Raw genomic sequence first — 20,957 nt, 5'->3', positions numbered from 1 at the left:
ACTAGCTGTTGGGCAAGTCTGCAGTGTAGGACCATAGCGCCTGCGGGCGCAGTAAATGCCCATTGCCAACACGGCGAGTATAACCTACGCGGTCAAAAAATTCCAAGACCTGGATCGCCCGCTTTCGGCCCAGGCCGCTAGCGTCGCGGAAGGTGGCGGCACCCACGGCACCATTGCCGGCAGGCAAACCTTCTTCCTGTTCGGCTTTTTCAGCCAGGCTACGCACCAGTTGCGCCAGCTCGGCCAGCGCCGCCTGGTGATAAAACAGATCGTGCACCACCTGGCTGATCTGTCCTGCCTTGGCAAGTTTGCGCAACAGCCGGCGCGTTTCATCTTCGGCCAGGCCGAAGTCGCGCGCCAGGTCACGCGTCCACGGCGGATCGTAGCGCCCCTGCAGCAACAGCGCCAGCAAGGGTTCGGCCAGCGCCGCCTCCTGCGCCGTCAGCTCCACGCTGTGCGTCGGCAGATGCAGGCTGGCACCGCGCGCCTGCACCTCGCCGCGCGCCAGCAAGCCTTCGACCAGGTGGCTCCACAAAGCGTCTTCCATCTCCGCGTCAACGATGCGCTTCAAGCGCCACAGTTCCGGCCCTGCCTCATCGGGCGCGCGCGCGTGGAACACCGCCAGGGCGGCCAGTAGCCGCTCTTCCAGCGCGGCCTGCGCCGCCGGCGCCAGCAGCAGGGCATCGTTTGCGCGCAGAGCGATGCGGCGCGTATCGGGCGGCAGCGCGATGGCGTGCGCCGGCAGCAGCGACAGGCGCACCAGCAGCGACTCGCGCAAGCCCAGCGGGCTTTGCGCCAGCAGCGCCGCATAGTCGCCGTGCGCGACAAAGGCTGCCAGAGCATCGAGCCAGGCAAGCCTGGCCGGGCTGCGCCGCTTGCGCGCGGGGCCGAACGGATCGAGCACCATACCGCCGCCCACCGTTTGCGTCGCTTGCGCATTGCGCACGACGAAGCGGTCACCGGGCACGCCGTGCATGGGTGCGTCGAACACCAGCTGCACCCTGCCCGTCTGCCCCGGCCCCAAGCTTACGCCATCGAGCATGACGGCGCGCGCCACCTGGTGCGCCGCCCCCAAGTGCACGTGCAGCGGCGACCAGGCTTTCAATTGCACGCCCGCGTCGGGCAGCAAAGTCAGTTGCACGTCGAGGCGCTCCGAGCATTGTGCCAGTTGCGGCGCAACGATCCAGTTGCCCCGTTCGATGCGCTCGCGCTCGATGCCGGCCAGGTTCAGCGCCAGGCGCTGGCCCGCCACGCCCGTGTCCGCCGCGCGGTTTTGCGCATGGATGCTGCGCACGCGCGCGCCTGTGCCGCCCGGCACCAGCTGCAGCGTGTGCCCCACCTTGGCCATGCCGGCCAGCGCCGTGCCGGTGACGATGGTGCCCTGCCCCGACAAGGTAAACACACGGTCCACGCCCAGGCGGAACAAGCGCCGCTCGTCGCGTTGCGGCAAGTCGTGCGCCACTTGCGTCAGGTGCGCCAGCAAGGCAGCCACACCGGGATCGTTGTCGCCGCTGGCAGCGGTGCAGAAAACCGGGCTGCCTGCGAGCGGCGTGCCGGCCAGCAGCGCCTCGATGTCGGCTGTCACCTGCGCCACGCGGGCGCCGTCAACGCGGTCGACCTTGCTCAACGCCACGGCGCCGCGCCCCACGCCGAGCAGCTGCAAAATAGCCAGGTGCTCGTGCGTCTGCGGCATGATGCCATCGTCGGCAGCCACCACTAGCAGGGCAAAGTCGATGCCCGTCACGCCGGAAGCCATGGTGCGGATGAATTTTTCGTGGCCAGGCACATCGATCACGCCCAGCACCGTGCCGTCCGCCAGCGGCAGATAGGCATAGCCCAGTTCAATCGAAATGCCGCGCGCCTGCTCTTCTTTCAGGCGGTCCGTGTGCACGCCCGTCAGCGCGCGCGTCAGCGTCGTCTTGCCATGGTCGATATGGCCAGCGGTACCGACGATCATGCGGATAACCCGGCGAGCTGCGCGATGAAAGCCGTCTCGTGCGGCGCCTCCAGGCAGCGCAGGTCCAGCCACAGCGCCTCCTGGCCAATGCGCCCGATCACGGGACATGGCAAGGCGCGCAAACGCTGTTCCAGCGTTCCCAATGGATTACTCAGGCGCGAGCCCGGCACGCTGCGGATGGCCAGGCCAAAGCTGGGCAGCTGGTCGATGGGCAAGGCGCCGCTGCCGATCTGGCTTTTCATGGCTTCGGCCGTCACAACGTAGGCTTTTCCCAGCACCTGCTGCAACGCCGGCAGCAGCAGCTCGGCTTGCGCGCGCATGGCGGCCGCAGGCCGCGTCAGCAAGCGCAACGTGGTCAGGCGCTCGGCCAGCAAGTCCGGCGCGCGGTACAGCTGCAACACCGGAGCCAATGCCGCCAGCGTCAGTTTGCCCACGCGCAGCGCGCGTTTCAGGGGGTTGCGCTTGATCTTCGCAATCAGGTCGGCGCGTCCGACAATGATGCCGCATTGCGGGCCGCCCAGCAATTTATCACCGCTGAACGTCACCAGGTCGGCGCCCGCCGCTATCGTTTCGCGCACCGTCGTTTCATGCGGTAGCCCGTATTGAACCAAATCAAGCAATGTGCCGCTGCCCAGGTCCACCGCCGTCGGCACGCCGTGTTTTGCACCCAGCGGCGCCAGTTCGTCGAGCTCCACGCTTTTCGTGAAGCCGGTGATCACGTAATTGCTACAATGCACTTTCATCAGCAAGCCGGTGTGCTCGTTGATGCCGTCCGCGTAATCGTCCAGATGGGTGCGGTTAGTACTACCCACTTCGCGCAGCACGGCGCCGGCGCGCGTCATGACGTCGGGAATGCGGAAGGCGCCGCCGATTTCCACCAGTTCGCCGCGCGAAACAATGACTTCCTTGTTCTGTGCCAAAGTGTTGAGCATCAGCAGCACGGCGGCGGCATTGTTGTTGACGATGGTGGCCGCTTCGGCCCCCGTCAGTTCACGCAGCAGCTCCTCGACCAGGTCGTCGCGGTCGCCGCGCTTGCCTGTCTCGAGGTCAAATTCCAGGTTCATCGGCGATTGCATCGCTTCCACCACGGCTTGCACGGCGGCGTCGGGCAGCAGCGCCCGACCCAAATTCGTATGCAGCACGGTGCCCGTCAGGTTGAACACGGCGCGCAGCTGCGAGCGCGATTGCGCCTGCAGGCGTTCGGCCATTTGCGCGACGATGGCAGCCAGTGATGCGCCCTCTTCACAGACGGCACCGGCCAGCATGGCGGCGCGCAATTCGGCCAGCACGGCACGCGCGCAGGCCAGGCTCTGCACGCGGCCATAGTGCGCAATCAGGCCCAGGCAAGCCGCGTCACCGAGGATGCGGTCGACCGACGGCAGGCGCACGGTTTGCCCTGTCATCATGGCTGCACGTCCTCGCCGCTTTCGCTCTTGCCCAGCCACAGCAGCGGATTGCCGCTGGCGCGCTGGTAGCCCGCTTCGCCCACCAGCAGGTCGAGCATCAGGCTGGCCAGGTCGTCGGCCAGCGGCTCGACGTTGTAGTCATGCTCCTGATTGAAGACCTTGCGGTAGGTATGGCAGTCTTCGCAGGTTTCCGCGCGCGCCACCTTCTTGGGATCATTCGCCTTATTGGGCAATTTTTCGTCCTTCGCCGTCACGGGGTCGAACGGTGCCGCTTCGGCCGCGTCCAGGCCCTGATAGGCAATCTTGCCATTGTGTTCGCAGGTCGAGCACTTCACGCGCACCATATGCCATTCGCTTTCGCAGATACCGCAGTGCAGATAGCGATAGCCTTGCGATTGGCCGCCGATGCGGATCACGCTGGCGACGGGATGCGAACCACACACCGGACACAGGGTACCCGTTTCAAGGTCCGGCACGCGCGCGGCGCGCAGTTCGCTGGCCGATACCGACCACAGGATTTGCAGCGCTGCCGCAACGAAGGGCGCGTGCATGGGATTGAGGTTGTCGCCGTTTTCATCGAGCACGGCATCGGCGCAGGCATCGAGCGCTGACGCGTCGAGCGCGCGCAACTGGAGCAGCACCTGCGTCAAGCCGGCGGACAATGCCGGCACGCTCGCTGCCGTGACGGCCAGTTCATCGAGCACGCTGGCAAAGATGTCGCGCCACACGGGTGGACGGGCGCCGTTGACGGGCAACACGGGCATGCGGTGCTGCATCGCGCGGCGCAGCGCGTCGGGATCGGCGGCAGGCACGGCGCCAGGCGCCAGTTTTCCTACCACGGCGGCCTGCGCGTCGGCCAGCGCGGCCATCAGCACCAGGTAGCCCTGCATGCCCGCGTCGACGGGGATGCCCTTGATATTGCCTTGCGCCAACTCGCGCAAGCGCAAGGCGCGGGCCTTGAACAGGCTGTCAGGCTGCGGCAGCAGCAGGCGCGGAATCGCGTTGTGGTCCAGGCCTTCGATTTCGCCTGGCTGAAGAATGCGTTGTACCAATGGAGTTTTCCCATCAAAAAAGGCAAAGCAGAGCCAGCGGAGTTGGCTATGCTGTAAAAGTATTTTAATCGATATAGCGCAACGCAAGCCGCAAAGGAAAACCGGGGTCAGACCCGACGGGTCTGACCCCAGCTCTTGCACTTGGGCTACTTAAGCAAAAAACCGTTAATCCTTGCTGTTGCGTATTACCGCCTCAAACCACTTCGGATGGTGCTTGCGCGCCCAGCCGTAAGTGACGGTGCCGCGCACCATGGCGCCGATCGAGCCCTTGACCCACAGCGCCGCATAGATATGCACGATGATGGCGCAGATGATACCGAAGGCACAAACAGCGTGCAGCAAGGCGGCAGCGCGGATGACGGGAATCGGGAAATAGAACGCGAAATACGCGCGCCAGATCACGATGCCAGACAGCAACAATCCCACCATGAAAGCGAGCAGCGCGAAGAACAGGATCTTCTGGCCGGCATTGTATTTGCCGATCTTAGGAAGCTTTTCCTCACGGTTGTTGAGCACGTCGTCCATCTGTTTCAGCCACTGCTTGTCGCCGTCCTCGAACTGGTTGTGGTGCCAGAAGCGCACCACCAGGATCGCGAACGAGACAAACATCAGCACGCCGGCAAACGGATGCAAAATACGCGTCCATTGCCCGCCGCCGAACAGGTTGGCCATCCATGCCATCGAAGGATGGAACATGGCCAGGCCGGACAGCGCCAGCATGACGAAAGTGATGGAAGTGACCCAGTGATTGGAACGCTCGTTGGGATTGTAGCGTTCAATCAGGGGATTGCCATCCTTGTCGAACAGTTTGCCATCGTGATGTTCACTCTGCTGTTCACTGTGATTCATGCTGTTCCTCCCGGATACGCTTGGCCTCTTCCAAGGCTTCGTGCTCTTCTTTCTTGCTCACTTCGTTCGGACCGATGCGCGTGTAATGGAAAAAGCCTGCCAGTGCCGTGGCAGCTATGCCGGCCACTGCCAGCGGCTTGGACCAGCCCTTCCAGAAGCCCACCATCGGACTGATGCGCGGGCGTTCCGGCAAGTTCGAATACAGCTTCGGCTTGTCGGCATGGTGCAACACGTACATCACGTGCGTGCCGCCCACGCCCAGCGGATCATACAGACCCGCATTCTCGAAACCACGCGATTTCAGGTCGACGATACGCTCTTCCGCATGCACCTTCATGTCTTCCTTGGTGCCGAAGAGGATGGCGCCGGTCGGACAGGTTTTCACGCAGGCCGGTTCCTGGCCAACGGCCACGCGATCCGAGCACAAGGTGCACTTGTAGGCGCGGTCGTCCTTCTTCGAAATACGCGGCACGTCGAAAGGACAGCCAGCCACGCAGTAGCCGCAGCCGATGCAGTTTTCCTGGTGGAAATCCACAATGCCATTCGTGTATTGCACGATGGCGCCCGGCGCCGGACAGGCCTTCAGACAGCCCGGGTCCTCGCAGTGCATGCAGCCATCCTTGCGGATCAGCCACTCGAGGTTACCGTCGTTGTCTTCGTGTTCGGCAAAACGCATCACCGTCCACGATTGCGGCGTCAAGTCCGTCGGATTGTCATAGGTGCCATGGTTTTCGCCGACTTCGTCGCGCAAGTCGTTCCATTCCATGCACGCTGTCTGGCAAGCCTTGCAGCCGATGCATTTCGACACATCGATCAGCTTGGCCACGGTGCCCGTCACCGGGCTGCGCGCTTGCGGCGGCGTTACCGTGGTAGCCGACAGGCGCCGGATATCTAAGGATTGCAGTGCCATTATTGAGCTCCCATCATGCTTTTTCCACCTTCACCAAGAAGGACTTGAATTCCGGCGTTTGCGAATTGGCATCCCCCACGCCTGGCGTCAGGGTATTAATCAGATACCCGGGCTTGGCCACGCCCGCAAAGCCCCAGTGCAACGGCAGGCCCACGGTATGCACCTGCTTGCCTTCGATCATCAACGCTTTGATGCGCTTGGTAACCACGGCCTTGGCGATGATGTGGCCTCGCTTGGAACTGACGCGCACTTCACCACCGGCGACGACGCCGATGCTCTTGGCCAACTCTTCGCCAATTTCAACGAATTGCTGCGGCTGGATGATGGCATTCAGGCGTGCATGCTTGGTCCAGTAATGGAAATGCTCGGTCAGGCGGTAGCTGGTCGCCACATGCGGATATTGCTCATGCGTACCGAGCATTTTCCGATCCTCGGCGAACACGCGCGCGGCCGGGTTGCTGGTCGCCATCGGATTTTTCGGATGCATCGGGTTGTAACCGAGCGGATTTTCGAACGGCTCGTAATGCTCGGGGAACGGCCCTTCGGCCATGGCGCCACGCGCAAAGAAACGCGCCACGCCCTCGCCCAGCATGATGAACGGACCCATGCCATTTTCCGGCGGTTCGTCGGCCTTGAAGTCGGGAATATCGGCCCCGCTCCAATTCGTGCCATTCCACTCGATCAACTTGCGGGTCGGATCGAAAGGCTTGCCTTTCAAGTCGCACGAAGCACGGTTATACAGCACGCGCCGGTTCGCCGGCCACGCCCAGGCCCAGCCCAGCGTCTGACCGATGCCGGTCGGGTCGCTGTTATCGCGCCGTCCCATCTGGTTGCCCGCCTGCGTCCAACTGCCGGCAAAGATCCAGCAACCGCTGCTGGTGCTGCCATCGTCACGCAATTGCGCAAACGAGGCCAGCTGCTCGCCCTTCTTCAGCAACAACTTGGTCGGATCTTTGAGATCGTACAAGTCGGCCAATGCCTTGCCGTTGAATTCGCGGGCGATTTCTTCCGGCTGCGGGTTATGCGGCTGCGCATAATTCCAGGTCAGGTTGACGATAGGATCGGGAAACTTGCCACCCTCCTTCTTGTACAGCGTGCGCATGCGCAAGAACAGGCCCGACATGATTTCCAGGTCGCTGCGCGCCTGGCCCGGCGGTTCGGCCGCCTGCCAGTGCCACTGCAGCACGCGCGCCGAGCTCACCAGCGAACCGCGCTCTTCGGCGAAGCAGGTGGTCGGCAAGCGGAACACTTCCGTCATGATCTTGGTCGGATCGACTTCGTGATATTGCCCGTGCGGCTTCCAGAATTCGCCCGTTTCCACGGCCAACGGGTCCATGATGACGAGGAACTTCAGCTTCGACAGCGCTTCCGTGACCTTCTGCTTGTTCGGCGCGGACGCCAGCACGTTGAAGCCCTGGCAGATATAGCCGGTCATCTTGCCTTGATGCATGTTCTCGATCGCTTGCATCAAGTCATACGGCTTGTCGAGTTTCGGCAAGTAGTCGAAGGCGTAATTGTTCTCGGCCGTGGCAAAATCACCCCACCACGTCTTCATGAAGCTGACGTGGAACTTGCGGTAATTGCTCCAGTAGCTGAGCTGGTTAGGCCGCAGCGGCTTGGTCGCGCGCGCAGCGATGTAGGCATCGAAATCCTGCTCGCGCTCGTTAGGCAGGGTCATATAACCTGGCAACAGGTTTGACATCAGGCCCAAGTCGGTCAAGCCCTGGATGTTCGAGTGGCCGCGCAAGGCGTTCATGCCGCCGCCGGCGATACCCATATTACCCAGCAACAACTGCACCATGGCGCCCGTGCGGATGGTTTGCGCGCCCGTCGAGTGGTGCGTCCAGCCCAGTGCGTACAAGATGGTACCCGCGCGTCCTGGCACGGCGGTCGAGGCGAGTGCCTCTGCCACCTTGTGGAACTTTTCAGGCGACACGCCACACGTGCGTTCGACCATCTCGGTCGTGTAACGTGCGTAGTGCTTCTTCATCATCTGGTAGACGCAGCGCGGATGTTCGAGCGTCGGGTCGACCTTGGCATAGCCGTCGTCGCCGATCTCGTAATCCCAGGTGGCCTTGTCGGTGTACTTGCCTTTTTCCTTGTCATAACCCGAGAACAGGCCATCTTCGAACGCATAGTCTTCGCGCACGATGAAAGGCATGTCAGTGTAGTTACGCACGTACTCATGCTGGATCTTGTCGTTCGTCAGCAGATAATTGATGATCGCGCCGAGGAAAACGATGTCCGTGCCGGTGCGCGTGGCGCAGTAGTAATCTGCCACGGATGCGGTACGGGTAAAACGCGGATCGACAACAATCAGCTTGGCCTTGTTATGCGCCTTCGCTTCCGTTACCCATTTGAAGCCGCAAGGATGTGCTTCTGCTGCATTGCCGCCCATGACCAAAATCACATCGGCATTCTTGATATCGACCCAATGATTCGTCATCGCGCCACGGCCAAACGTCGGGGCAAGACCTGCCACCGTCGGTCCGTGTCATACACGCGCCTGATTATCAAAGGTCAGCATCCCCATGCTGCGCACTGTCTTGTGGGTCAGGTAACCGACCTCGTTGCTGCCGGCGGACGCGGCAAGCATGCCGGTGGAGAGCCAGCGGTTGACGGTCTTGCCGTCGGCATTCTTTTCGATCAGGTTGGCATCGCGATCATCCTTCATCAGGCGCGCGATCTTGTCGAGCGCCACATCCCAGGAGATCGGTTGCCATTCCGTGCCACCGGGTGCGCGGTATTCGGGCACTTTCAAGCGACTCGGACTGTGGATAAAGTCGATCAGACTGGCGCCTTTCGGGCACAGGGTGCCACGGTTTACCGGGTGATCGGCATCGCCTTCCACGTGGATGATGCTGGAGACGGCATTTTTCGCGCCGTCGCCCAGTCCATACAGCAGGATGCCGCATCCTACCGAACAATAAGGACACGTATTGCGTGTCTCGGTCGTGCGAGACAGCTTGTATTGCCGCACTTCCGCCATCGCCTGGCCCGGTGCAAAACCGAGCAAGGCGAGGCTGGAGCCAGCAATGGTCGCGCCAGTTACCCGAAGGAACTGGCGCCTGGACATCTGAACCATATTCAGGCCTCTATGATGTGAGTAAATAAAAAGTCATACGGTGTCATGGCGGTGTCATATCAATAAGATATAAGCACCATACCTGTTCCGCATGGCATCATTTTACCCCTCAAATCTCGTCAAGGCTTGGAGTGCTCGAATAAATTGCACATAGACAACATTTTTCCATAGGCAATAGGCGGCCACTCAAAACACTATCGCTACGCGAACAATGACTCCAAGCCGGTAGTGTGCGCACACATACAATTCTTCACTGATGAAAAACCAGGATCGCAAGCGACTTTTGAATGCGAACAAACTGCCAGGCTAGCGACAGACTGTCGCGCAAATCGTGCCCTTCGACGCCGTCACGGTGAAAGTCGGCAAGCTTTCCTCAGGCATAGCCGCGAGTGGCGTGACACCCAAGGTCAGGGGCAAGGCCTCCCAGTACGGCACTCGTGATCGCCTCGCCTGCGCGCATGCGCTGTTGCTGCAGAGAAGACCCTGACTGATGCCTGACTATGCCTGATTGTCATGATATGGACATCAAGCAGTGCGGTGGAAGGCAAGGCAACATGTAAGTGATAGTACTTATTGACTAGGCAATTGGTGCAGAAAAGCAACAAGAAGTAAATATCGACAAGCAATTTAAATTGTTTGAAAAACTATTTCCGTGCGTCAATGCTATACTCGCCTCAGCTGGGCAGTAGCATTCCCACGCCGTCACACCCCTTGCTTTACCTCCACGGCGCGCACTGCGCGGCGCGGCGCCATGTCACCATGCGGCACCCGAAAACCACGATCCCCTGCGCCTTGCGGCGACTGCCTGCCCCTGCGGGCGGCGGCGATCATGACAATTAACTGTTAGGAATTACATGAAAAACCTGAACATCGGCAGCCGCCTTGGCGTCGGCTTTGCTATCGTATTGTTGCTGCTTGCCGCCTTGACCGTCACCGCTATCGTACGCATGCAAACGGCCAGCGCCCTGACTGACCGCCTGCTCAATACCAGCATCAAGAACCAGCGCATGGTGGCCGAATGGTCGAAGATCATCGAAGTGAACAGCGTGCGCGGCGTAGCCTCGTTTGAAATTGCGGATCCCGTCGTGCGCGCAAAAATCGAAGAAGATCTCAAAGTCGATGCGGCACGCTCGAGCAAGCTGCAAGATGATATCGCCGCCGCATTGCGCAATCCGGGCGTGATCGAGCAATTCAAGGTGGTGCGCAAGGTGCGCACCGACTATGTGACGACGCGCGCACGCGCCTTCAAGATGAAGGCCGACGGCGACATGGCGGGCGCCAAGGAAGTGTTCGACAAAGAAGTGACACCGATCACCAAGGCTTACCTGGCCGAAGTGAAGCAATTTGCCACCATGCAGATCAACGCTTCCGACGCCGTCGGCGCCAGCATCGTCGAGTCGTATAGCGACACCCGTGCCTTCCTCATCAGCATGGGCCTGCTGGCCGTGCTGATGGGCATCGGTTTCGCTTGGTGGATCACGCGCTCGATCACCGGCCCCATCCGCGACGCCGTGAAAGTGGCAGAAACAGTGGCAGCAGGCGATCTGAGCAGCACAATCACGGTGCAAGGCCGCGATGAAACAGGGCAGCTGATGCAGGCCCTGAAAAGCATGAACGACAGCCTGGTCGGCATCGTGAGCCAGGTGCGCAGCGGCACCGACACCATCGCCACGGCTTCCGCAGAAATTGCCGCCGGCAACCAGGACCTGTCGTCGCGCACGGAACAGCAAGCCAGTTCGCTGGAAGAAACTGCCTCGTCGATGGAAGAGCTGACCTCGACCGTAAAGCAGAATGCGGATAATGCGCGCCAGGCGAATAAACTCGCTGGCGACGCGGCCGGCATCGCCAGCCGCGGCGGCGCCGTGGTGGCGGAAGTGGTCTCCACCATGGGCGAGATCAATACCTCGTCGAAGAAAATCGTCGATATCATCTCGGTCATCGACGGCATCGCCTTCCAGACGAATATCCTGGCCCTGAACGCGGCTGTGGAAGCGGCACGCGCCGGCGAACAGGGCCGCGGCTTTGCCGTGGTGGCCACGGAAGTGCGCAACCTGGCACAGCGCTCGGCAGCGGCGGCCAAGGAAATCAAGGGCTTGATCGACGACTCCGTGCAAAAGGTCGACGTGGGCACGGACCTGGTCGACAAAGCCGGCAAGACGATGGAGGAAATCGTGCAAAGCATCGGCTTCGTCACATCCATCATGAGCGAGATCAGCAACGCCAGCGAAGAACAGAGCGCAGGCATCGAGCAAGTCAACCAGGCCATTTCCGAAATGGACCAGGTGACTCAGCAAAATGCAGCCCTGGTAGAAGAGGCCTCGGCCGCAGCCGAAGCGATGCAGGATCAGGCGAGCGAGCTGGCGCAAGTGGTCAGCGTCTTCCGCCTGGACGCCAATGCGGCGACGACCGACCGTTTCAGCATGAAAGCGGCGCAACGCAGCACGCCTGCAGCGACGGCAAGCGCGGCCGCAGCGGCCCGCAAGGCTACGGCCCCTGCCCTGCGTCTGCCCGTGACACGCGCCAACAGCAAGGCAGCCAAGCCTGCCGAAGGCGAGTGGGAAGAGTTTTAAACGCTGAAGATCGATGCGTGGCAGTGACTGCCACGCAGGCGCAGCAGCCAGGCATCAGCCCAGCCTGGCTTGCGCATCCTGAATCAGTTTTGCCAGCTCGCGCGGCGCAGATTGGGCCAGAAATGCCAGCGCCAGCGCCTGCGGATCGATAGCCGCATCCGCTGGCAAGCCATGCTCGAAGCCACCCACCATATAGCGGCAGAAGTGCGGCGATTCGGCCCGCGTTTCCACATACCAGCAACCCGCATGACTCTGTACAAAGTATTCGCCGATAAAGTAGCCGAGCGTGGTTTTCACCCACTGCCAGCTCTCGTCGCGGATGACGATGGTGCGCATGGCCGCATCGATGTAAGGCAGGTATTCGGCCGCATTCGTCAATACTTCGTGCGCGGGCTGGATACCCAGACGTTCGACAAAATTCACCAGCGACGCCCCCAGCGCGTCATAATAAGCATCGAAACCCGCCTGGCTCTGTTGTAACAATTGTTCTTCTTCGTTCGACAGCATTCACACTCCACAGACATTCATCAATTGCGTCCATTTTCAATCAACGGCGCAGATCACGGCATCGCCCATTTTACGCCGCGTGCACAGCCACGTCAGCGCTCTGCTGCAGGGCTTGGTTGCGGGCGGACAAATGCGGCAATGCTGGGCTACCGCTCCCCCCGGCAGCGACGCACGCGCCTTTCCTCAAGCACGGCATGCAGATGATGATGAACAGTCGATTCTGCGGCTCATGCGAGATTAACACCGTAGCAAGGTAGGGCAACAGACAAAAAAATAGCCCACTCGAAAGTGGGCTATTTTTTTCATCTGGAGGCGAGGACGGGAATCGAACCCGTCTAAACGGCTTTGCAGGCCGCTGCATAACCTCTTTGCTACCTCGCCAGAGGAACTGCTAGGGTGCGCCTTGCGGCCCACCTTGAAAACTGGAGCGGGAGAAGAGTCTCGAACTCTCGACCTCAACCTTGGCAAGGTTGCGCTCTACCAACTGAGCTACTCCCGCATTGGAGCTTGTTTACTACTTAATCACGCCACATACTGAGCGGATAAAAAAAGGAAGCCAGCTTAGCTTCCCTTTAGAATTCTGGAGCGGGAGAAGAGTCTCGAACTCTCGACCTCAACCTTGGCAAGGTTGCGCTCTACCAACTGAGCTACTCCCGCATACGAACTACTATTTTACTGCCTTTTACACCCGTTTACCAGTGCTGCTTTACTGCTGATCCAGCATTCACTGGAGCGGGAGAAGAGTCTCGAACTCTCGACCTCAACCTTGGCAAGGTTGCGCTCTACCAACTGAGCTACTCCCGCAGTGGACAACATTGTATCAGAAGCTCTACTGCACCGCCAGTACTACTTTTTACTGCATCTGCTGTTTTTACCTATGACACGATCCAGAAAACTGGAGCGGGAGAAGAGTCTCGAACTCTCGACCTCAACCTTGGCAAGGTTGCGCTCTACCAACTGAGCTACTCCCGCGTCATCAACAACAGGCCAGCATTATAGAGGGATTACAGGGACTGTCAACTGGCAATATCTGGTCTTTTGCAAAATATTTGAAGTCAGAGCATGTGGGCCTGCCCCCTTTCAATGCAAATTGCCGGCCTTTTCCTTGATCAACGGCCATGCCAGGCGCAGGTAATAGAACATCGACCATACCGTCAGCACGCTGGCGATCCACAGCAGCTTTTCGCCCCACACGTGGGTATCGATCGCGCCGAAGATCACGTCGTGATACAGCAGCAAGGGAATGGCCGTCATTTGCGCAGCCGTCTTGATCTTGCCGATCGAACTGACGGCCACCGATTTCGATGCGCCAATCTGCGCCATCCATTCACGCAATGCGGAAATGGTGATTTCACGACCAATGATGATGAAGGCCAGCACGGCATTGACGCGATCGAGCTGCACCAGCACCAGCAAAGCGCCCGCCACCATCAGCTTGTCGGCGACCGGATCGAGGAAGGCGCCAAAGGCCGAGGTCTGGTTCCAGCGCCGCGCGAGAAAACCATCGAACCAGTCGGTGACGGCGGCAACAATGAAGACCAGGGTGGCGACGAGGTTCTGGTCGCCATGCAGCAGCATCGACGGCGGCAAGTAAAACACGCCGACGACGAGTGGGATCAGGGCCACGCGCAGCCAAGTCAAAAGGATGGGGATATTAAAAGGCATAAGCAAACAATCGGCCAACGGGTGAATTGAACATGAAGAAAGCGTAAAGAAAGCCCCCCTAGTCTACATGGCCCAAGGGCATTAGCCTAGTGCGCTTGCCGCAGCACCGGAGCAGGCAATCAGGAACCCGAACAAAACCACCGCGAGCGACGACGAATCGCCACGCACTGTCGATTTGCGCAGGCGTTCTAATGCAGCTGCTTGTAAATCTCTTCCGCAAGCTGCGTCGAAATGCCCTCCACCGACATCAAATCCTCGACGCTGGCGTCGACCACGCCGCGCAAGCCGCCAAAACGCGACAGCAGTTTCTGCCGGCGCTTGGCGCCTATGCCTTCTATCTCTTCCAGGCGCGAGGTCTGACGTGTCTTGGCGCGCTTGGCGCGCATGCCCGTAATGGCAAAGCGGTGCGCCTCGTCGCGAATTTGCGCGATCAGCATCAAGGCTGCCGACTCTTTGCCCAGCGCTTGCGGCGCACGCCCATCGACGAACAGCAGGGTTTCCAGGCCCACCTTGCGCCCTTCCCCCTTGGCCACGCCGACGATCAAGCTGATATCGAGTCCCAGCTCGGCAAATACCTGGCGCGCCATTTCGATCTGCCCCTTGCCACCATCGATCAGCACCACGTCGGGCATCACGCCATCGCCATTGGCCACCTTTTCATAGCGGCGCATCAAGACCTGGCGCATGGCCGCGTAATCGTCGCCGGGGGTGATATCGTTGATGTTGTAACGCCGGTATTCGCCATTGTGCATGGCGTGGTGATGAAATACCACGCACGACGCCTGCGTCGCCTCGCCCTGCGTGTGGCTGATGTCGAAACACTCCACGCGCAAGCTGTCGATCTCTTCCATTTCCAGTCCCAGCGCCTCGGCCAATGCACGCGTGCGCGACTGCTGCGAACCCTGCTCTGACAGCAAGCGCGCCAGCGAAATCTCGGCGCCTTTTTGCGCCATCTCCAGCCATTGGCGACGCTGCCCCTGCGGCTGAAAGATCAGGTTAATGCGGTGGCCGCACTGCTCCATCAGCGCCACCATCAGGGCTGGCTGGTCAAACTCGATATTCAGTATCAGGGTGCCGGGAATGAATTTTTCCGTGTAGTGCTGGGCCAGGAAGGCCGCCAGCACTTCCACCTCGATCGCTTCTTCGGCAATCGCTGCCGCGTCGCTGAACTGACTGGGGAAATAGGCGCGGTCGCCCAGGTGGCGCCCCCCGCGCACCATGGCCAGGTTGACGCAGGCGCGCCCGCCCTGCACCAGCACGGCGAGGATGTCGACATCGGCGTCGTCCGTGGTCTCCATGCTTTGCTGGTGCAGTACGCGCGACAGCGAGCCAATCTGGTTGCGCACCACTACCGCCTGCTCGAATTTCAGCTCGGCGGCAAAGGCGTGCATCTTCTTTTCCAGGTCCGCCATCACTTCGCTCTGGCGCCCGCGCAGGAAGCGCGCCGCATTTTCCACGTCGTTTTTATAGTCTTCCTTGCTGATCAGGTCGACGCAGGGCGCGCTGCAGCGGCCGATCTGGTGCAACAGGCAGGGCCGCGTGCGGTTCGCATACACGCTGTCCTCGCAGGTGCGGAGCAAAAATACCTTTTGCAAGATCTGCATCGATTCCTTGACGGCCCAGGAACTGGGGAACGGCCCGAAATACTGATTTTTCTTGTCCACCGCGCCCCGGTAATACACCATGCGCGGCGCATCGCCATGCGTGATTTTCAAATAGGGGTACGACTTGTCGTCGCGAAACAGAATGTTGTAGCGTGGCTGCAGCGCCTTGATCAGGTTGTTTTCCAGGATCAGCGCCTCGGCTTCGCTATGCGTCACGGTCGTTTCCAGGCGTGCAATACGCTCGACCATCATGGCGATGCGGGGGCTGGCCAGATTCTTTTGAAAATAGCTCGATACGCGTTTTTTCAGATCACGCGCCTTGCCGACATACAACACCTTGTCGGCGGCGTCGAAATAGCGATACACGCCAGGCAGGTTGGGCAGCTTGGCGACCGTCGCCAGCACCTGCGCGCGCGGCTCGGGTGGCGTTTCCATGGAATTGAGATCGGATATTGCTTCAGTCATTGCTGGCTCATTGCGCGCTCATCGTTACACTGCTTGTTCCACGATCACGAACGCGACCGCATAGTCTTCTTCATCGCTGATCGTCACTTGCGCGCTCAGGCGGTTTTCTTGCATGAAGTGCGCCAGCACGCCACTGCACACGATCATCGGCTTGCCGCTGGCATGGTTCAGCATTTGCGCCGCAGGCCACGTCATCGGCATGCGCAAGCCCAGGCCAATGGCCTTGGAAAATGCCTCTTTGGCCGCAAAGCGGGTGGCCAGAAAACGCACGCCGCGCACCGCGTTCTTGGCGCTGCGGGCATGGAATTTCTCCATCTCCTGCGGTCCCAGTATTTTCTGCGCGAAACGCTCGCCGTGGCGCGCCAGTGCCGCCTCGATGCGCGCAATCTTGCAGATATCGGTGCCGATACCGTAGATCATGCTGCCTCCTTGGTGCGCGCGTTTATGCTTTGCTGCCCAGGCGCGCGGCCACCATGATGGCCTTCATTTCGCGCACGGCATTTTCCCAGCCGACAAACACGGCGTGCGCAACGATGGCGTGGCCGATGTTCAGTTCAGTAATGTCAGCAATGGCTGCAATCGCCTGCACATTGGTGTAATGCAAGCCGTGGCCCGCGTTGACCTTCAGGCCGCGGCCCACGCCGAACAGCACGCCGGCTTTGATGCGTTCCAGCTCGGCCAATTGCTCGGCGCCTGCCGTGTCGGCATAGCGCCCCGTGTGCAGCTCGATCACCGGCGCACCGAGCTCGGCAGCGGCAGCGATCTGCTGCTCGTCGGCGTCGATGAACAGACTCACGCGGATGCCCTCGCCTTGCAATTGTTTGACCGCAGCTTGCACTTCCTTGAAGTAGCGCACCACGTCCAGCCCCCCTTCGGTGGTCACTTCCGTGCGTTTTTCCGGCACCAGGCAAACGTCGGCCGGCTTGATGACGCAGGCGAAATCGAGCATTTCCTGCGTCACGGCCGCCTCCAGGTTCATGCGCGTGAGCAACTGCGGCGCGATGGCGATCACATCGGCATCCTTGATATGGCGACGATCTTCGCGCAAATGCAGGGTAATGCCATCGGCGCCCGCCTGTTCGGCCAGCAAGGCCGCGCGCAGCGGGTCGGGATATTGCGTGCCGCGCGCATTGCGCAAGGTGGCCACGTGGTCGATATTGACGCCCAGGTCGATGACAGGGCCGGAAGGCTGCAAAAAGCTCATATATTGGTATCCGTAAAGTGCCTTGGCGCTGCATGGCAAAGAGCAGCACTACAGCTGCATTAAATCGATCAGTATCTGGCGCGTGTTCAAAGTGGCGCCCCCCAGTTGATGGGCCAGCAAAAAGCGCATCAGCAGCTTGCTTTGCGCCTGCGTGGCCACGTCTAGATAATCTTCGCGCTGCATGTCGAGCAAGGTCTTGCCCGTGATCTTAGGCCAGGCATCGCTGGCGCGTGCCGGGCGCGGCCCCCGTTCCGGGTCGACCACGTAGACTTGCCCCGCCTCGACGATCTGGCGCGTGCCGGTGCAGTGCGTCAGGTCGGCCGCCACGCCCGTTTCCTTGAGCAGGGCGCGCTCGAACTTGCGCAGCACGATAGGCGGCGGCTCATTGTGCGCCAATTGATTCAAGGTGGCAACGTAGTGGTCGAACAGGACCGGATGCGGATCGTCGCGCGCCAGCAATTTCACCAACAGTTCGTTCAAATAGAAACCACACAGCAGCGCGGTCTTTTCTAGCGGCAACATGCCACCGACCCATTCGGCACCCGTCAAAATACGCAGTTCGGATTTGCCCGTCCAGCCCGCTTGCAGCGGTTGAAACGTCTGCAGCACGCCGCGCAACTGCGAATGGGGCCGCTTGGCGCCCTTGGCGACGAGCGCGATGCGGCCGTACTCGCGCGTGAACACGTCGACGATGAGGCTGGTTTCTTTGTGCGGGTAGCTGTGCAGCACGAAGGCTGGCTGGCCCGTGATGCGGCCGTCGCGCGCGGGCGCACGGCTGCGCCGGGGGGCAGCCGAGGTGGGCGCTGCGGAAGGTGCGGAAGGTGCGGCCGGCGGCGCGATGGCCACCGGCGGGGGCGCAGATGTGGAGACAGCAGGTGAGGCTGGCGCGATATCAGGCTGCGCTGGCGTGGTGGTGCTCATGCGTGTAGCGTCGCCCCCGGGTTGCCGATTACTCGTAGCCGTAAGCGCGCAAGCCCGCCTCGTTGTCGGCCCAGCCCGACTTGACCTTGACCCAGATTTCCAGGTACACGGGGCCGCCGAAAAGTTTTTCCATATCCAGGCGGGCCTGCGTGGACACTTCCTTCAGGCGCGCGCCCTTGTTGCCGATGATCATGGACTTGTGCGTATCACGCTCGACCAGAATGGCGGCGAAGACGCGCCGCAGATCGCCTTCCTGCTCGAATTTCTCGATCAGCACCGTGCTCGTGTACGGCAATTCGTCGCCGACAAAGCGGAAGAGTTTTTCGCGCACGATTTCCGAGGCGAGGAATTTTTCGCTGCGATCCGTGATGTCGTCCGGGCCAAAGATCGGCTGATTTTCCGGTAGGAAACGCTTGATCTCGTTTTGCAAGCCTTCCAACTGGAAATGCAGCTTGGCCGAAACGGGGACGATGGCGGCGAAGTCGCGCATGGCGGCAATTTTTTGCGCAAACGGCAACAATACGGCCTTATCCTTGACGCGGTCGGATTTATTGATGACGAGGATGCATGGTACTTCCTTCGGCAGCAAGTCCATCACTTGCTGGTCGGCCGGGCCAAAGGTACCCGCCTCGATCACGTACAGAATGACATCCGAGGAAATCAGGGTATTGGTGACGGTCTTGTTGAGCGTCTTGTTCAGCGCGTTCGAGTGACGCGTCTGGAAACCAGGCGTATCGACATAGATGAACTGCGCATCGGGCACCGTCTGAATGCCCGTGATGCGGTGGCGCGTGGTTTGCGCCTTGCGCGAAGTGATACTGACCTTGGCGCCGATCAGCACGTTCATCAGGGTCGATTTGCCCACGTTCGGGCGGCCCACGATGGCGATATAGCCACAGCGGAAGTGGTCGGGCATTTTGGTGGCTGTCATGCTAGTGTCGATTCTGTTTAGTGTGAGCGGCGATCGCCGGGGCCACAGGGGCTACCGCGGCGTCGCTCTGGATGGTGGCAATGCCGGCCAGCTTGAGCTGGGCGGCGCGCGGTTTGGGCTTGCGGCTGGCGGCAGGCGACTTCAGCAGCGCCTGCTCAGCCACGTCCAGCGCCAGTTTGGCGGCAGCTTGCTCACCGGCGCGGCGGCTTCCGCCACGGCCGTAGACCTGGATATTCAATTTCGGCACCAGGCATTCGATCTCGAATTCCTGGCTGTGGGCGGCGCCGTGGGTGGCCACCACATTGTACTGTGGCAGCGAAATTTTCTTGCTTTGCAAAAACTCCTGCAGCAAGGTCTTGGCATCCTTGCCCAGGGTTTGCGGATCGACCGAGTCGAGGATGGGAATGTAGAAGGCGCGGATCACCATGCTGGCAGCGTCAAAGCCCGTGTCGAGGAAAATGGCGCCCAACAAGGCTTCCAGGGTATCGGCCAGGATAGACGGACGGCGGAAACCGCCAGACTTCAGCTCGCCTTCGCCCAGGCGCAAAAATTGCGACAATTCCAGCGTTTGCGCGATCTCATATAGCGACTGCTGCTTCACCAGGTTGGCGCGCAGGCGCGACAGGTCGCCCTCGTCAATGGACTTGAAGCGTTCGTACAGGATGGAAGCGACCACGCAATTGAGGATGGAGTCGCCCAGAAATTCCAGCCGCTCATTATGCAAACTGCTGTGGCTACGGTGCGTCAAGGCTTGCTGCAACAGGCCAGCATCCTGGAACGTATAGCCTAAACGGTTTTGCAATAGCTGAAGATTCATTGTTGTTTCTGTATCATCTGAGTAATTCGGCTGGCCACCGCGCGCGACATCGGCGCGGTAGCCATGGGCAGTCTGCCTCGGCAGACCCGGCCGGCTTAGTGTATGCCGCCCACGCGTTTCGGATTGCTGAAGTTCATCCACACCAGGAAAGCTTTGCCGACGATGTTCTCGTTCGGCACGAAGCCCCAGTAGCGGCTGTCGGCGCTATTGTCGCGGTTATCACCCATCATGAAGTAATTGCCTTGCGGCACCACACAGGTAAAACCGTCTTCGTTGTAGCGGCAGGCATCCTGCTGCGGGAAATCCTTCACTTCGCGCAAGTTCAACGCGGGAGCAGGCTCGTCGTTAAGGATGCGGTGGCTCACGCCCGTCAGGTTTTCTTCCAACTGCTTGTGGTAGACCGTGCTTTCGTCGTCCAGATAGTCGTCCAGCGCGGTGTACGCCACATCCTTGCCGTTGACCGTCAAGCGCTTGTTTTCATAGGTGATTTTATCACCAGGCACGCCGATCACGCGCTTGATGTAGTCTTGCGACATATCTTTCGGGTACTTGAACACCATCACGTCGCCGCGCTGCGGATCGTTGACTTCAATGATGCGCTTGTTGACGATCGGCAACCGAATACCATAGGTGAACTTATTCACCAGAATCAAATCGCCCACCAGCAAGGTCGGCACCATCGAGCTCGACGGGATCTTGAACGGCTCGTACAGGAATGCACGCAGACAAAACACCAGGGCGATGACGGGGAAGAAGCTGCCCGAATACTCGACCCAGGTCGGCTGGCGCAACAGCGCTGCCTCGATGGTGGCGCGGCTACCGCCGGCGTCGGACTTGATACCCTCGGCGGCCAGCTTGGACTGACGCGCATCGAAGTCAGCCAGAGCGCGGTCGGCCGCCTGGCGGCGCTGCTTGGCCAGGTAAAACACATCGAGGCACCAGACCAGGCCCGTCAACACCATCAGCACGAACAAAATTAAAGCGAAATTTCCTAAAATCACTTGCAGGTTCATT

The 20,957-nt window shown here is 60.4% G+C and carries 16 protein-coding genes and 5 tRNA genes; 1 reads left to right on the top strand and 20 read right to left on the bottom strand.

Features of this window, described 5'->3' with window-relative positions:
• Window position 1: 1 nt before the first annotated feature.
• The 6 genes from selB to fdnG all read right to left on the bottom strand — a co-directional run bounded on the left by selB (window position 2) and on the right by fdnG (window position 9,259).
• Window positions 2-1,957 carry a selenocysteine-specific translation elongation factor gene (gene selB, locus ACQ4V8_RS19325; protein ID WP_010399454.1) on the bottom strand — a complete coding sequence of 652 codons (1,956 nt, stop codon included), beginning with the start codon at window positions 1,955-1,957 and terminating at the stop codon, window positions 2-4.
• A complete protein-coding gene (gene selA / locus ACQ4V8_RS19320) occupies window positions 1,954-3,363 on the bottom strand; it encodes an L-seryl-tRNA(Sec) selenium transferase (protein WP_010399458.1) in 1,410 nt (469 codons plus the stop codon). The genes selB and selA overlap by 4 nt, the downstream gene beginning before the upstream one ends.
• On the bottom strand, window positions 3,360-4,415 hold the full coding sequence (gene fdhE, locus ACQ4V8_RS19315; RefSeq protein ID WP_436572017.1) for a formate dehydrogenase accessory protein FdhE: 1,056 nt from the start codon (window positions 4,413-4,415) through the stop codon (window positions 3,360-3,362). The genes selA and fdhE overlap by 4 nt, the downstream gene beginning before the upstream one ends.
• 165 nt (window positions 4,416-4,580) lie before the next feature.
• Complete coding sequence (locus tag ACQ4V8_RS19310) at window positions 4,581-5,264, bottom strand: formate dehydrogenase subunit gamma (RefSeq protein ID WP_010399462.1); 684 nt, start codon at window positions 5,262-5,264, stop codon at window positions 4,581-4,583.
• On the bottom strand, window positions 5,251-6,174 hold the full coding sequence (fdxH, locus tag ACQ4V8_RS19305) for a formate dehydrogenase subunit beta (RefSeq protein ID WP_010399464.1): 924 nt from the start codon (window positions 6,172-6,174) through the stop codon (window positions 5,251-5,253). The genes ACQ4V8_RS19310 and fdxH overlap by 14 nt, the downstream gene beginning before the upstream one ends.
• A gap of 13 nt (window positions 6,175-6,187) precedes the next feature.
• Window positions 6,188-9,259 (bottom strand): formate dehydrogenase-N subunit alpha, encoded by a 3,072-nt coding sequence (fdnG, locus tag ACQ4V8_RS19300; RefSeq protein ID WP_080570662.1) that lies wholly within the window; start codon window positions 9,257-9,259, stop codon window positions 6,188-6,190.
• Window positions 9,260-10,113: 854 nt separating this feature from the next.
• Here fdnG and ACQ4V8_RS19295 point away from each other — a divergent pair.
• A complete protein-coding gene (locus ACQ4V8_RS19295; protein WP_070346789.1) occupies window positions 10,114-11,829 on the top strand; it encodes a methyl-accepting chemotaxis protein in 1,716 nt (571 codons plus the stop codon).
• A gap of 54 nt (window positions 11,830-11,883) precedes the next feature.
• Here ACQ4V8_RS19295 and ACQ4V8_RS19290 read toward each other — a convergent pair whose 3' ends face one another.
• The 14 genes from ACQ4V8_RS19290 to lepB all read right to left on the bottom strand — a co-directional run bounded on the left by ACQ4V8_RS19290 (window position 11,884) and on the right by lepB (window position 20,956).
• Window positions 11,884-12,336: a hypothetical protein gene (locus ACQ4V8_RS19290; RefSeq protein WP_010399471.1), complete on the bottom strand. Its 453-nt coding sequence runs from the start codon at window positions 12,334-12,336 to the stop codon at window positions 11,884-11,886.
• 307 nt (window positions 12,337-12,643) lie between these two features.
• A tRNA-Cys gene (locus ACQ4V8_RS19285) sits at window positions 12,644-12,717 on the bottom strand.
• A gap of 42 nt (window positions 12,718-12,759) precedes the next feature.
• Window positions 12,760-12,835, bottom strand: a tRNA-Gly gene (locus tag ACQ4V8_RS19280).
• Between the two features lie 82 nt (window positions 12,836-12,917).
• A tRNA-Gly gene (locus ACQ4V8_RS19275) sits at window positions 12,918-12,993 on the bottom strand.
• A gap of 71 nt (window positions 12,994-13,064) precedes the next feature.
• Window positions 13,065-13,140, bottom strand: a tRNA-Gly gene (locus ACQ4V8_RS19270).
• Between the two features lie 92 nt (window positions 13,141-13,232).
• Window positions 13,233-13,308, bottom strand: a tRNA-Gly gene (locus tag ACQ4V8_RS19265).
• A gap of 108 nt (window positions 13,309-13,416) precedes the next feature.
• Entirely contained in the window at window positions 13,417-14,001 is a 585-nt protein-coding gene (pgsA, locus tag ACQ4V8_RS19260) for a CDP-diacylglycerol--glycerol-3-phosphate 3-phosphatidyltransferase (protein ID WP_010399474.1), read from the bottom strand.
• Between the two features lie 188 nt (window positions 14,002-14,189).
• Window positions 14,190-16,040 carry an excinuclease ABC subunit UvrC gene (gene uvrC / locus ACQ4V8_RS19255; protein WP_436572030.1) on the bottom strand — a complete coding sequence of 617 codons (1,851 nt, stop codon included), beginning with the start codon at window positions 16,038-16,040 and terminating at the stop codon, window positions 14,190-14,192.
• 54 nt (window positions 16,041-16,094) lie between these two features.
• Window positions 16,095-16,490 carry a holo-ACP synthase gene (gene acpS, locus ACQ4V8_RS19250; protein WP_010399478.1) on the bottom strand — a complete coding sequence of 132 codons (396 nt, stop codon included), beginning with the start codon at window positions 16,488-16,490 and terminating at the stop codon, window positions 16,095-16,097.
• Window positions 16,491-16,512: 22 nt separating this feature from the next.
• Entirely contained in the window at window positions 16,513-17,274 is a 762-nt protein-coding gene (pdxJ, locus tag ACQ4V8_RS19245; RefSeq protein ID WP_010399480.1) for a pyridoxine 5'-phosphate synthase, read from the bottom strand.
• Window positions 17,275-17,322: 48 nt separating this feature from the next.
• Window positions 17,323-18,195 carry a DNA repair protein RecO gene (gene recO / locus ACQ4V8_RS19240; RefSeq protein ID WP_436572016.1) on the bottom strand — a complete coding sequence of 291 codons (873 nt, stop codon included), beginning with the start codon at window positions 18,193-18,195 and terminating at the stop codon, window positions 17,323-17,325.
• A gap of 28 nt (window positions 18,196-18,223) precedes the next feature.
• Window positions 18,224-19,126 (bottom strand): GTPase Era, encoded by a 903-nt coding sequence (gene era, locus ACQ4V8_RS19235; protein WP_010399483.1) that lies wholly within the window; start codon window positions 19,124-19,126, stop codon window positions 18,224-18,226.
• A gap of 1 nt (window position 19,127) precedes the next feature.
• The gene (gene rnc, locus ACQ4V8_RS19230) at window positions 19,128-19,943 is read right to left on the bottom strand and encodes a ribonuclease III (protein ID WP_010399484.1); all 816 of its coding nucleotides are present in this window, start codon (window positions 19,941-19,943) and stop codon (window positions 19,128-19,130) included.
• A gap of 95 nt (window positions 19,944-20,038) precedes the next feature.
• Window positions 20,039-20,956 carry a signal peptidase I gene (gene lepB, locus ACQ4V8_RS19225; RefSeq protein ID WP_010399485.1) on the bottom strand — a complete coding sequence of 306 codons (918 nt, stop codon included), beginning with the start codon at window positions 20,954-20,956 and terminating at the stop codon, window positions 20,039-20,041.
• Window position 20,957: the final 1 nt, after the last annotated feature.

Origin of the sequence: Janthinobacterium paucivorans (assembly GCF_051380805.1) — a bacterium.
Lineage (GTDB): Bacteria > Pseudomonadota > Gammaproteobacteria > Burkholderiales > Burkholderiaceae_D > Janthinobacterium > Janthinobacterium lividum_D.
This window is presented reverse-complemented; position numbering and strand designations above follow the sequence as displayed.